This is a genomic window from Paenibacillus agaridevorans, assembly GCF_003112455.1.
Classification (GTDB): domain Bacteria; phylum Bacillota; class Bacilli; order Paenibacillales; family Paenibacillaceae; genus Pristimantibacillus; species Pristimantibacillus agaridevorans.
In genome coordinates, this window is the sequence record NZ_BDQX01000036.1 from 101083 (window position 1) to 115129 (window position 14047).

The window sequence follows — 14047 nt, forward strand, 5'->3', positions numbered from 1 at the left end:
CGAAGTTATAGTATACGCTACTATTGACATAACTAACCAAAAAACCATTTAGGGGAGGCAACAACAATGAAATTTTTTATCGATACGGCTAATGTGGAGCAAATCAAAAAAGCGTACAAAGTCGGCGTCTTGTCCGGCGTAACGACGAATCCTTCGCTTGTGGCAAAAGAAGGCGTGAAGTTCGAGGACCGCATCGCGGAAATTTTGCGCGAGGTGCCGGGCGTAGAATCCGTATCCGCGGAAGTAACGCCGGACGCCGAGACGGCTGAAGAGATGATTGCGCAAGCGAACGAGCTGATCAAAATCAACGACAACGATCCTAACATTACGATCAAACTCCCGATGACGCTTGCCGGCCTCGAAGCATGCCGCTATCTGGCGGACAAAGGTGTTAAAACAAACGTTACGCTGATCTTTACCGTTAACCAGGCTTTGCTGGCAGCTCGCGCAGGCGCAACCTACGTGTCGCCGTTCCTTGGACGCCTCGACGATATTTCCGAAGATGGCGTGCAATTGATCGTAAAAGTTGCCGAGCTGTTCCGCATTCACAATCTGGATGCTCAAATCATCGCGGCATCCGTTCGTCATCCGGATCATGTGACACGCGTTGCGATGGCAGGAGCTCATATCGCAACGATTCCGTTCTCCGTCATCGAGCAAATTTCCAAGCACCCGCTTACGGATCAAGGACTCGCGAAGTTTGCGGCTGACTGGAAAAACACCGTACTCGCATGAGAAAACCTCTATCGAGGCCTCTCGACGATGAGCGACCGCGTTTAAAGGTAGGTTTTATCGCCAATAAAAAAGCCGTTTTCGAAGACCGAAAACTTATATTTTCTTATGTGGTAAGAAACACGGCTTTCTTTATAGAGAAGACGATTGGTTTAGGAGGGAATAGACAATATGGCTATACGTTTTGATTATTCCAGCGCGCTATCGTTCATTGGCCAGCATGAGGTCGATTATTTCGCGCCGTTCGTGGGCGCCGCCCATGACATGCTGCACAAGGGTCAAGGCCCCGGCTCCGATTATCTTGGCTGGGTGGATCTCCCGAACAGCTACGACCTTCAAGAATTCGCCCGGATCAAGGCAGCCGCGGAGCGCATCCGCGGAAATTCCCAAGCGCTTGTCGTCATCGGCATCGGCGGCTCTTACTTGGGTGCCAGATCCGCAATCGAGTCGCTGTCCCATACGTTTCACAATCAGATGGCGGGGAATACGCAGGTTTATTTTGCCGGCCAAAATATCAGCTCCACTTACATGTCCCACTTGTTGGAGCTGCTAGAGGGCAAGGATGTCTCCGTCAACGTTATCTCCAAGTCGGGCACGACAACGGAGCCGGCAATCGCGTTCCGGATTTTGCGCGATTATCTGGAGAAGAAATACGGCAAGGAAGAGGCGCGGAGCCGCATATTCGCGACGACCGACGCTTCCAAGGGAGCGCTTAAGAAGCTGGCCGACGAAGAAGGATACGAGACGTTCGTCATTCCGGACGATGTCGGCGGACGTTATTCCGTACTGACTGCCGTAGGACTGCTGCCGATCGCCGTCGCCGGCCTCGACATCGACAAGATGATGGAAGGCGCCGCTGCTGCCGCGAAGAAATACGGCAATCCAAACCTGGCGGAGAACGAAGCCTACCAGTATGCTGCCGTGCGCAACGCTTTGTATCGCAAGGGCAAAAGCATCGAGCTGCTGGCAAACTTCGAGCCGTCGCTGCATTATGTGGCGGAGTGGTGGAAGCAGCTGTTCGGCGAGAGCGAAGGCAAGGACGGCAAGGGCTTATATCCGGCATCCGTCGACTTCACGACCGATCTGCACTCCATGGGTCAATACGTGCAGGAGGGCCGCCGCGATCTGATCGAGACGGTGCTGTCCGTAAAGAAACCGCGCGTGGAATGGACGATTGAAGCGGATTCCGGCAACCTCGACGGACTCAACTTCCTCGCCGGCATGACCATGGACGAGGTCAACCGGAAGGCAGCCGACGGAACCCGGCTTGCGCATGTGGACGGCGGTGTACCGAACCTCGTCGTAGAGCTGGACGAGCTGAACGAATACACATACGGCGAGATGGTCTACTTCTTCGAGAAGGCTTGCGGCATCAGCGGCCACTTGCTGGGCGTTAATCCATTCGACCAGCCGGGCGTCGAAGCTTACAAGACGAACATGTTCGCGCTGCTTGGCAAACCAGGCTTTGAGGCGCAAAAAGCCGAGCTGGAAGCTCGACTGGCCACAGAAGGAGATCGCGTTCACGTGTAAATACCGCTTCATACGATAAAAAAAGCCCAACAACCCGCAAAACGGCGGCTCGTTGGGTTTTTTTCGTTGAATTTAGATGCAAAATAATAACGATATTGATATGAGGCTGCCGTGGTCCCAGCTACAAAATAGGCAAAGTGATCAACGAAGACAAAAATAAGTGGAAAAAGTCCATTTAATTTTATGCCATTCGTTGTTTCTTTAACTTTAGTGGGAAATGTGCCCATTAATTATCGATGAATTTGCGGGTATTGCCGAAATTGCATGAATTAGTGGGTGGATTCCCCTTTATTTCGCTGAAACGGACCAAATTCATTGGATTAGAGGGAGGTTTTCCTCTTAGATCATCCGAAATGTGATTCCGCTTGATGATTAACGTACATGCATGGCACGACCGCTGCTCTTCGTGTATAGGAACGAGCAGAGTATAGCGAGAAGAACGATCGTGGACAGTCCCCAATAGATGTTGCTGTAAGCATGAGTAAGCGAGAGCTGCTCTTGCCAGGATAATGCTGCAGCCGACATTGCTACCCCGAAGGCGCCGCTGAAAAACTGCAGCAACTGGTACAAGCCGAGACCGGACCCAATCTGTGCAGGTTCCAGAATACGCGAAAGCTCGTTGGAAACGCTGCTCTGCAAGATCGTAAAGCTTATGCTTAGCAAGATGTAGATGAACAGCAGCGCCCAGAAGGAGATGCCTTCAAACAATGCAAACAGCACGACGGAAGCCAGCAGGAACAACGGAACGTATCGAATGATAGAGCTGTTGCCCTTCGTGTCAATGTATTGACCGACTCGTCTGGAGACGAGCATTGCCAAAATCGAGCCGGGGAAAATAATGAGACCGGCTTCGATAGCGCTGAGCTCGTATTGTTTCACTAATATTTGCGGCATAAGGAATAAGGTAGAAAAGCTGCATAAGTATCCGGCAATGCCAACCGCGCCCAAGATGAGGTAGGGGCGGTTGCGGAAGAGCGACGGAAGCACGAACGGTTCCCTCGCTGTCCGGATGCGCACAGTGAACAATACCAGCGCTAACACGCCAGCAGCCAATGCGAACCACGAGCCGCCCGTCAGAAACAGCAGCAATCCGGTCGTTCCGACGCCGATCAGCAGCGCTCCTAGCCCGTCGAATGAGCCTTCCTTCATGCTTTCTTTGGGTAAGTAGAGCGAGAATAAGGGAAGGAGCAGAACGGTTAACGCCGTCAGCGCGAAGAGGAAATGCCAGCCCATAAATTCCACTACCGCGCCGCCAACAACGGGACCAAGTCCAAGTCCAAGCGACACGGAGGACATAATAAGCGCCATCGCTTTGCCGCGGCGCTCGACAGGAATGTATCTCGAGATGAATATGAGCGATAAGGAAGGGATCGCTCCAGCTCCGGAAGCTTGCACGATGCGAACGGCAAGCAGCATCAGGAAGCTGTTGCTGAACATTCCCGCGATAGCGGCGAAGCTGAGCGAGATTATGCCGATCACAAATAGTCTGCGGATCGGAACGAAATCGGCCAGCCTGCTGTAAGTTATGGACGATATCGCGAATACGATGGAATACCCCGTGACGATCCAGGATGTCGAGGAGGGGGATAACGCGTACGCTTCGGCAACGTCGGGCAAAGCCAGGTTGAACATCATTGTATTCATGATGACAAGAACGATCGTTACGCCAAGCAAGCCGATTACGAGTCCTTCTTTAACGGCGGGAGTTTCCGCAAGGGGTTTATTCGTAGTAATGGATGATGCTTTGTTCAAGGGGATTCCCACCTTCAAGTTCGTTATTTCGATTATTATCGAACAATAGGATAATAGCATATCATATGATATACTGCAATCATCAATCCTAGTCGATATGAAGGAGGAAACCCAAGTGAAGGTGTTATTCCACCCTGATCGTGAAGATATAGATTTGTCATCCGTTTTATATGCGTTAAGCGACCCTCTGAGACTTGCGGTTGTCTCTCAGCTTCATTGTTCAGATGAAAGAAGCTGCGGCGAATTCGATGTGCCCATCGCCAAATCGACTTTGTCGCATCATGTACGCACGTTGAGGGAAGCGGGAGTTGTCAGAGTCAGAAGCGTAGGCACGCAACGCCTTATTTCCTTGCGGTCGGAGGATTTGGAGAAGCGTTTCCCTGGCTTGCTTCCGTCTGTGCTGGAGGCTTTTGAACCTTCGGGGGAGAAGCGGGTAGAGGGAGTGGCGGACCCAACCTAACAATGAGAAGGGTCCGGACGAGTCACTCTATCGCGATGATTTGCATTATCACCATTAAAATCAGCGCTATTGTCATACAGGCAGTGCCGTTCTTCCGATGACATCAAGCCGACGTTTCGCTTCCGCGTACACGTCGGCGGGAAGCGGGCCCATCGCCGCATAACGTACGTTGTCGGCCAGATGGTCGACGTTCTTCGTGCCGACGATCGTCGTCGTCATGGAAGGATGGGACAAAGTAAATCGCAGCAGGAAGCCCGTTCGCTGTTCGCCATGTTCAAGAAGTTCGTCCAGCTTGGCTTCCTCCCAGATGCTCCAACGCTCCGAGGAACCGCGTCCGACGCCGGGTTCTCCTTGTCCTACGCCGCCGCGAACGATAATGCCGGCTCCGGTCTCCGAAGCCCGGTCGATCCAGTTCTCATGCTCGCGCTCCAGCGCGGAGTAGGGGAGCTGGATCGAATCGAACGAACCCCATTCGACGAAAGCGGGGAGATGGGGCAAGTAGGACGATACGCCGATGTGCCTGACTTTGCCGCTAGCTTGTATCTCATTAAGTACTTCTACAAGCCTGCCGTCTTCAGCTTGCTTGACGGTTGGGCCATGCAATTGCAAAATATCAATGTAGTCTGTACGTAATCTGGATAAGCTGGTGTCGATGTTTCGCATCAGATTATCTCTTGTCCACTCGTGCGAAACTTCATCGTGGTCGCCGCAATCGACGACCCTGCAGCCGCATTTGGTCGCCAATACGAATTCATGGCGGCGGTGGCCCAGGTATTTTCCGATCAGCTCCTCGCTTCGTCCATAATCAAGGGAGGTGTCGATCAGGTTGATGCCGGAATCGAGCACGGCCTCCAGCACGCGGGCCGCTTCGGAGTCTTCGATCGGCCGCCCGCTCCAGACGCGGGGACCGCGAATTTCCATTGCTCCGTAACTAAGCTTCGTCACTTCAATCCCCGTACGACCCAATATCGCCTTGTCCATGATTAGCAGCTCCTCTCCGGTACCGCCGCCTGATCCATCGCAGCGGTTCGTATCTATTGTAACCGGATTCGGCCTGGGCAGGAATACTTTTACAGCGGTTAACCCGATTTATCTCGCGACGGGTTCGTCGATTTCCCCGCGCAGGAGACTAATTTCATGCTTGTACGGCGGATTGACATATTTCCGCTCGCCGATGGAAGGCGTCTCTAGCAGCTTCGGGATGTCAGTTAACTGAGGGTGGTTAACCACGTATCGCAGCGCCTCCAGTCCAATGCACCCATGACCGATATTTTCGTGACGATCCTTGCGCGAGCCCCGGACATTTTTGGAATCGTTGATATGGATAACCTTAAGCCGTTCGATTCCGATTATGCGATGAAATTGCTCCAGCACCCCGTCGAAGTCGTGCCGGACATCGTATCCCGCATCATGGATATGGCAGGTGTCCATGCAGACGGACAGACGATCGTTGCGATGCACGCCTTCCAAAATGGAGGCTAGCTCTTCGAACGAGGAGCCGCACTCGCTTCCTTTTCCCGCCATGGTCTCAAGCGACACTTGCACAGATCCCTCCTCCGACAAAACCTCGTTAAGTCCCTCGATAATGCGGCGGATCGCAGCTTTCTTGCCAGCCCCCACATGAGAACCGGGATGAAGCACGATCTGCAAAGAGCCGAGCGCTTCCGTCCTTTTGATCTCCGACCTTAGAAACTCCACGCCGTGCTCGAATACTTTAGACGTTATCGTGTTGCCGAGATTTATAATGAAAGGAGCGTGCACGACGATGTTCGAGATGCCATGCTCTCTCATATGCTCATGTCCTTCCCGTATCCGAAGCGACTCGATCGGCTTGCGTAGCGTGTTGTGCGGAGCGCCGGTGTAAATCAAGAAGGTGTTCGCGCCGTAGGAAGCGGCTTCCCTGCTGGCACGCAAGAGCATATCCTTTCCGGACATGGATACATGAGATCCGATTAACGGCTCCATCCTCGACCAACCTCCCATTCGAGCCTTGTATGCCTGCCGCAAGCAAGCTTAGCCATAGTGTTTCAAGAATTACCGGTTATAATCGCCTGCATCGGAATAAATATAGCGATAAGAACGACAATCCGAGCGGGTTCGCAGATTGGGGTGGTCAGCATGAAGCTTGATCTTGGATGCGGGGAGCGCAAGCAGCGAGGCTTCTTCGGCCTTGATATTTCTCCGCTCGAGGGAGTGGATATCGTGGTCGATATGAACGAAGGGTTGCCATTCCCCGACGACTCCGCCGAATATGTCATAGCCTCCCGGTCGCTTCCGTTCGTCCGGGATCTATTCGCCGTTCTCTCCGAAATTCATAGAGTTTGCATGCATAAGGCGGTCGTCTGCATACTCGCCCCGTATGCCCATAGCTATCATCACAGCTCCAATCCGCATTTGCGCCATCAATTCGACGAGCATACTCCCCGATATTGGACATCGGCCTTCTTCCAGCCCCAGCTAGGTCCGGTCAGCCCGGAAGTATCGCATTATGCCGGCCCCAAACCTCCTTTTGACTTCCGGCTGCTTCGTATGGAGCATTTCTATCTGCCGCCTTATCGATCTCCTATCTTCGAACAGGAGGAACTGGAAATTCTACAACAGCTTCAGCTTAACGTCGTGGACGAAATTATGTACCATCTATTGGTCGTGAAAGAGGATATTGCGACGGAAGAGCTCGACCGGCTGAGCAGGATGGCATACGAGGAGCCTGCATGCGTGCAGGAGCTGAGGATGAGAGACCGGAGGGACATGGAAGAGGGATAGACAAGTAACCTAATTATTCGCATTCGCTGGAATCGGGGACATGCATAATGGATAACGTCCGCAATATAGATAGGGTGGGCGTACCAGAAAGGAGGTGGAATGATATTCCGCTTATCGTAAGAGCTACCTTCAATGCTACGGGCGCGATTACGTTCACGGGCAATACGCTGGGCCTCAGCCGCTCCGACGTATCCGGCGTCCCCGGCACGCTGGACAGCATCGGCGCGTTCACGACGACGAATACGGCGATCCGTTACGGCTCCTATCCATTCGGAACAACGGACAATTACCTGCTTAACTCCTCCTCTGCCCAACTCGCGCTTCCGGCAGGCAGCTCCATATTGTACGCCGAGCTGATCTGGGGCGCCAGCTATATAAATGGAACGGTCAATTTGTCATCCGTCATCAACAATGCCATCACCTTCGCGACCCCTACGGGTTCCTTCACGGTGTCTCCCGATTCGACGACAAGCAACGACATTGACTTGGGGAACGGCGTGAGCGCGTACGTGCGCTCGGCCAACGTAACGTCCATTATCCAATCGGGCGGAGCGGGTACTTACACGACCGGGCGGGTGCCCGGCACGATTACCGTCAATAACGACCCTACCGGCAACCATGCGGGCTGGACTCTGGGCGTCATCTACCAGAACCCCTCGCTGCCATTCCGGAACATGTCGCTGCGCGCCGGCGCCGTCCTGATCCAGGCGGATTCCTCGGCCGTGACGACGACGCTGACGGGATTCTCGACGCCGGTATCGGGAGCCCTTGGGGGGCGAGCGCTGTTCAGCGCCCAGGAAGGCGACGCGAACCGCAACGGCGACCAGGCCCTGTTCGGCCCCACGACGTCCAATCTCGTCGCGCTGTCCGGAACGAACAACTTCGCGACCAACTTTTTTGCATCGCAGATCAATAACGACTCCGGAGCGCTGGACACGACGGGAACGTTCGGCACGCGCAACCAGACGAACGGGGCGCCGGGCACGAACATTAGCGGGGGGCGCCAAGGCTGGGATATTACGAACGTCGATATTTCGTCGAGGCTCGTCAATAACCAGACGACGGCCGTCCTTCGCTTGACCACGTCGGGCGACGCGTACGTATTGAACGCGAACGCGATCCAAGTGAACATCAACGCCCCTCTCGTTACCGTGTCGAAGGCAGCCAACGTGACAGGGGCGCTGGTCGGCGACACGATCCGATATACCGTCACCTCGACTAATACGGGCACGGCGGATGCGACCGGCGCAATCCTTACCGACGCGCTTCCAGCGGGATCGACGTTCATCGCGGGCAGCGTCACGGTGGGAGGCGTCCCCAGACCGACGAACGATATCACGGCCGGCGTGCCGCTAGGAACCATCTCCCCGGGAGGATCCATTGTCGTCGCATACAGCGTCCGCGTGACTTCCATGCCTTCGGGACAGCGGCTCGTGAACGTCGCCAACCTGTCGTTCTCCTTCCAAAGTGTATCCGGCGGACCGATCACGAACGCGATTATTCCTTCGAATGCCGTCACCATTCCCGTATACTCGCCGCTGCTGACGCTGACGAAAAGCGCCAACACGGGTAACGCCCTCGTCGGCACTACGGTTACTTATACGCTAGTGGCGTCTAATACAGGCAACATCGCATCTGCGGTGACGGTCTCAGACCCCATCCCAGCGGGAACGACTTTCGTGCCGAACAGCGTGACGGTTAACGGGTCGACCGTTCCTGGCGGCAATATCGTAACCGGAGTCTCGGCCGGAACGATCGCCGTTGGAGGGAGCTCTACGGTCACGTTCCAGGTGCTTGTGCAGAGCGTGCCTTCGCCGCCGCAGCTGACCAATCAGGGCAGTTCCTTGGGAACGTTCCAAGTGCCTGACGGCAGAACCTCTTCGCAATCCGTCGTCAGCAATCAGGTGCAGGTGCCCGTAGCCTTGCCCAATGTGGCAGCCGTTAAAAGTGCCAGCTTCACGGATGTTACCGTCGGAGACACGATTACGTATTCCGTCGTCGTCACCAACAGCAGCGCGGGTTCCGTGACCGACGTCGTCGTTCAGGATGCTTTGCCGGCCGGATCCCAATTCGTCACCGGAAGCGTGACTGTTCGGGGTGCGACGGTTCCTGCGGCGAGTCCCTCAAGCGGCATCTCGGTCGGCACTCTTGCCGCCGGCACGAGCGCTACCGTCACGTTCAAAGCGCTTGTCGCTTCCGTTCCGTCGTCGGGAAGCCTCGTCAACCAATCCAACGTCGCGTTCCGCTCCGGCGCATTCAACAGCATCGTTCTGACGAATACCGTTACGATTCCGGTCTACCAGCCCGTCATCAGTACGACGAAATTCGTGAACGCGACGATCGCGACGGTGGGAAGCACGTTAACCTATTCTTTGTCGGTTACGAATACGGGCAATATCGCGGCGCAGGGCACATTGACGGACCCCTTGCCGTCGTCCGTCACCTTCGTGCCGGGCAGCGTGTTCGTCAACACGGTCAATCTGCCGGGAGCTTCCCCGATAGCGGGCATTCCTCTCGGGACGATCGCGCCGGGCAGCACCGTGCCGGTAACGTTCCAAATCGTGGTCAACGCCGTTCCGCCATCCTCCAGGCTGGTGAACCGGTCCACGACGGGATACTCTTACCAGCTGCCTAGCGGCAGGTCTTTCACGGGACTCGTTTCCTTATCCAATACAGTGGATATTCCCGTGACGTCTCCCCAAGTAGCGGTGACGAAAAGCGTAAATACGGCGATCGCCATCTTAAACGATGTGCTTACATACACTTCCGTCGTAGCAAACAACGGCGTACAAGGCATTACCGGGGTCGTCTTCTCGGACGTCATTCCTTCCGGACTGACGTTCGTGTCGGGCAGCGTAACGATCAACGGCGCGGCGGCGCCGATCGCCAATCCGGCGACGGGGATATCCCTGGGCAGCATCGCCGCCGGAGCGTCTGTCACCGTCGTGTTCCGGGCGAGCGTCGATTCGGTGCCGCTAACCATACCGGCGATCGTCTCCAACCGATCGAACGCGAGCTTCACATCCGGCGCGTTCAACGGGACCGCTTCGTCTGCACTGGTCAATACGCAGATTCTGCAGCCCGTCATCGGGATCGCGAAGTCCAGCAGCGTGCAGTCGATTACAGTGGGCGGAACGTTCAGTTACACGCTCACGGCGAACAATGCGGGCAACTATCCGGCGGACGTCATGTTGTTCGACATCATTCCGCCATCCATGTCGTTCGTACCGAACAGCGTCGTCATTAACGGATTCCCGAATCCGGGCGTCGCCCCCTCGACGGGCATCCCGCTCGACACGCTCTCCGCCGGGGAAACCAACGTGGTCAGCTTCTCGGTGACGGTCGTCTCGCTCCCATCGCCCCAACAGACGGAGAACCAGGCTCAAGCGGCATTCCAGTCCACGCTTCCCAACGGAAGGGTGCTGACGGGCTCCGTGCTTTCCAATACAGCGAAAGTCGCCGTGTTCGCGCCGGACGTGGAAGTCGTTAAAAGCGCAAGCGTGCCGACCGCCGTGAGGGGAGACAGCTTCGTCTATACGGTATTCGTCACCAACGAGGGGACTGAGACGATCAATGAGGTCGTCTTGCTCGATTCGCTTCAAGCGGGATTGACGTTTGTTCCCGGCACCGCAACGGTAAATGGCGCTACTAGGCCAAACGCCGACCCGGCTGCCGGCATTCCAATCGGTTCGATAGCGTCAGGCGCATCGGTAACCGTAACATTTGAGGTGATGGTCAACATGGCGGATCCGACGCCGATTATTAACCAGTCTACGGTAAGCTTTACGTCGGGCGCGTTCGCGTCCTCGTCCTGGTCCAACGTGGTCGTGACGCCAGTCACCCAGCCCGTCATCACGCTCGCGAAGTCGGCGAGCACTAGCAATGCAACGTTAGGCGATTCCGTCGTCTATTCCATCGTCGTATCCAACACGGGCAATGTAGCGGCTAACTTGACGTTGACCGACCCCATACCGGCGGGGACGATCTTTACGCCGAACAGCGTTGTCATAGGCGGCGTTCCGCTGCCCGGCGCCGACCCGTCAGCCGGTATTACGTTAGGCAGCGTCGCTCCGGGTACGTCGGTGACCGTGACGTTCAACGTCGTGGTGGATTCGCTGCCTACTCCGCAGCAGCTCAGGAACCAAGCGACGGCTGCGTATACCTTTGTTCCGCCTGACGGCAGGACGCTCAGCGGAAGCGCCGTGTCGAATACGCTGGTCATCCCGGTATCCGCGCCGAACGTCACGCTCGTCAAGAACTCTGCGACAACGAATACGACGATCGGGGACACGATTCCGTTCTCGGTTGTCGTAACGAATTCAGGTATCGAGGCCGTCAACAATGTCATTTTTGTAGATCCCGTACCTGCCGGAACTTCTTTTGTTACGGGATCTGTCACCCTTAACACTGTACCTGCTCCGACTGCCGTGCCGTCTAACGGCATCAATCTGGGCAGCATTCCGGCCGGTGGTTCCGTAACGGTAACCTTTAACGTAACGGTGACGTCGGTGCCTAACGGCGGTTCTATTGCGAACCGGGCTTCCGCCAACTTCACATCGGGCGCGTTCTCAGGCATCTCTTTCTCCAATACGCTCACGATTCCTGTAAACCAGCCGAGCGTAACGGGCGTCAAGTCCTCTTCGGTGACGAGCGCGACCGTAGGCGATACGATCAACTTTACGGTAGTCGCTACCAATACGGGCAACTACCCGGGTACGGCGACTTTGACGGATATCGTTCCCGCGGGCGCTTCGTTCGTCGAAAACAGTGTCGTTATCGGCGGCGTGCCGCTGCCGGGCGCATCTCCGGTAACGGGGATCCCTCTCGGCTTGATCCAGCCTGGCAATTCGGTCACGACATCGTTCTCCGTCCTGATCGAATCGCTGCCGACGCCGCCTCAATTGTCGAACCAGGCGACTCTCAATACGTCCTATACGCTGCCTGACGGTCGATCATTCTCGAATCAGACGCTTACGAACACGGTCGTGGTGGCCGTTCGCGCCCCGAACGTCAACGTCGGCAAGGCGACGACGACTACGGCAACTACGATCGGCGATACGATCGAATACAGGGTCACGGTTACGAACGAAGGTATTACGTCCATTTCGAATACGATTCTTACGGATCCGATTCCTGCCGGCACGACCTTTGTAACGGGAAGCGTGACGGTGGGCGGTGCGCCGGTGCCGGGAGCCAATCCGGCCACGGGCGTAGCGCTTGGAACCATTGCGCCGGGCACGACCGTTCCGGTGACCTTCCAGGTTACGGTGGGCAGCGTGCCGACCGGACAACTGGTCAGCAACCAAGCGTTCGTCAGCTTCACGTCGGGATCCTTGTCCGCTACTTCGTTCTCGCCGATTATTACGACACCTGTAAACGTACCTAGCGTTGCGCTGGTCAAATCGGCAAATACGCCTGGCGCCATCGTAGGCGATACAGTCGTCTATTCGACGGCCATCACGAATACGGGCAATATCGGAGCCAATACGACGTTCTCGGACGCCATCCCTGCGGGAGCCGTGCTTGTGCCGAACAGCGTGATCTTTAACGGAAGCTCGCTCGCGGGGGCCGATCCTGGAGCAGGCATTCCGCTCGGCGTATTGGCGCCAGGCTCCACCAGCACGCTTTCGTTCTCGGTCGTCATTACTTCCCAGCCGCCGATGAACCAACTGAACAACCAGTCGAACGCATCGTTCTCCTATACGCTTTCCGACGGACGTACCTTCAACGGCAGTGCCGCATCCAATGTCGTTGTTACTCCCGTCTCTTCGCCGGACGTCTCGCTCGTCAAAAGCACGACGTTCACCGCAGCGACTGTCGGCGATATTGTTCCTTACACCGTCGTCATTACGAACAGCGGCGCAGGCAGCGTCACAAACGTGACGTTCTTCGATCCGGTGCCGTCCTTTACGACGTTCGTATCGGGCAGCGTCACCGTTAACGATACGGCGGTGCCAGGCGCTAATCCTGCTCTTGGCGTAACGATCGGCACGATTGCCTCGGGCACATCGGCTACCGTAACGTTTAACGTGACGGTCAATTCCTTGCCGCCATCCGGTCAAATCGTCAACCAAAGCTCTGCAGCTTATACTTCAGGGGCATTCTCGGCGACTTCATTCTCCAACCAGCTCTCGCTGCCGGCGTATCAAGCCCTCATCAACGTCGTCAAGAGCGCGAACGTTACCGTGGCGACGGTTGGCGACACGATCACGTATTTGCTGAACGTTACCAATACGGGCGATATCGACGCGCTGGTCACGCTCAGCGATCCGCTCCCGGACGGAGCGGAGTTCGTACCGAACAGCGTCATTATCAATGGCGCTCCGCAGCCGGGCGTCAATCCGGAGACGGGCATTCCGCTCGGCGTCGTGCCGGCGGGAGGAGTATTGACCGTTGCGGTAACGCTGCAAGTGACGGTGGAAGCCCTGCCGTCGCCTCAGCAGCTCGCGAATACGGCGACGGCAAGCTACTCCTATACGCTTCCTGATGGCCGCGTAATTACCGGCTCCGTTAATTCCGACACCCTGGTCATACCGGTGTCTGCACCGAACGTTACTGTCGTAAAGAGCACGCCGGCAATCGATGCCGTCTCGGGCGACGTCATCACGTATACGGTCGTCGTATCAAACAACGGCATTGAGACCGTCAACAACGTCGTGCTGGTCGATCCCATACCGCCGGGCAGTACCTTCGTTGCGAGCAGTGTAACGCTTAACGGCACGCCTCTGCCGCTTGCCAATCCCGCTACGGGCATCACGATCGGCAGCTTAGCTGCCGGCGTCGACGCCACCGTAAAGTTTCAGGGACAGG

Annotated in this window: 8 protein-coding genes; 5 read left to right on the forward strand and 3 right to left on the reverse strand. The window is 56.0% G+C overall.

The genetic code is table 11. From position 1 onward, the window contains the following. The first annotated feature begins 66 nt into the window (after positions 1-66). Positions 67-735, forward strand: a complete 669-nt coding sequence (fsa, locus tag PAT3040_RS02585) for a fructose-6-phosphate aldolase (RefSeq protein ID WP_087571011.1) — start codon at positions 67-69, stop codon at positions 733-735. Positions 736-903: 168 nt separating this feature from the next. After that, positions 904-2262: a glucose-6-phosphate isomerase gene (locus tag PAT3040_RS02590; protein WP_108991433.1), complete on the forward strand. Its 1359-nt coding sequence runs from the start codon at positions 904-906 to the stop codon at positions 2260-2262. 372 nt (positions 2263-2634) lie between these two features. Here the strand turns inward: PAT3040_RS02590 and PAT3040_RS02595 are convergent, their stop codons facing one another. Continuing rightward, the gene (locus PAT3040_RS02595; protein ID WP_258234794.1) at positions 2635-4014 is read right to left on the reverse strand and encodes an MFS transporter; all 1380 of its coding nucleotides are present in this window, start codon (positions 4012-4014) and stop codon (positions 2635-2637) included. A 115-nt stretch (positions 4015-4129) separates the two neighbouring features. Between PAT3040_RS02595 and PAT3040_RS02600 the strand changes: the two genes are divergently transcribed. Then, positions 4130-4474, forward strand: a complete 345-nt coding sequence (locus PAT3040_RS02600) for an ArsR/SmtB family transcription factor (protein ID WP_108991435.1) — start codon at positions 4130-4132, stop codon at positions 4472-4474. A gap of 72 nt (positions 4475-4546) precedes the next feature. Here PAT3040_RS02600 and PAT3040_RS02605 read toward each other — a convergent pair whose 3' ends face one another. Then, positions 4547-5455, reverse strand: a complete 909-nt coding sequence (locus PAT3040_RS02605) for an aldo/keto reductase (protein ID WP_108991436.1) — start codon at positions 5453-5455, stop codon at positions 4547-4549. 108 nt (positions 5456-5563) lie between these two features. Further along, positions 5564-6439: a deoxyribonuclease IV gene (locus PAT3040_RS02610; RefSeq protein WP_108991437.1), complete on the reverse strand. Its 876-nt coding sequence runs from the start codon at positions 6437-6439 to the stop codon at positions 5564-5566. A 153-nt stretch (positions 6440-6592) separates the two neighbouring features. On the opposite strand from PAT3040_RS02610, the gene PAT3040_RS02615 reads away from it, so the two are divergent. Together PAT3040_RS02615 and PAT3040_RS02620 are read left to right on the forward strand one after the other, a co-directional pair. After that, positions 6593-7237, forward strand: a complete 645-nt coding sequence (locus PAT3040_RS02615) for a methyltransferase domain-containing protein (RefSeq protein ID WP_181376409.1) — start codon at positions 6593-6595, stop codon at positions 7235-7237. 47 nt (positions 7238-7284) lie between these two features. Next, on the forward strand, positions 7285-14047 hold a 6763-nt coding region (locus tag PAT3040_RS02620; protein ID WP_108991438.1), incomplete at its 3' end, for a CLIPPER-2 domain-containing protein.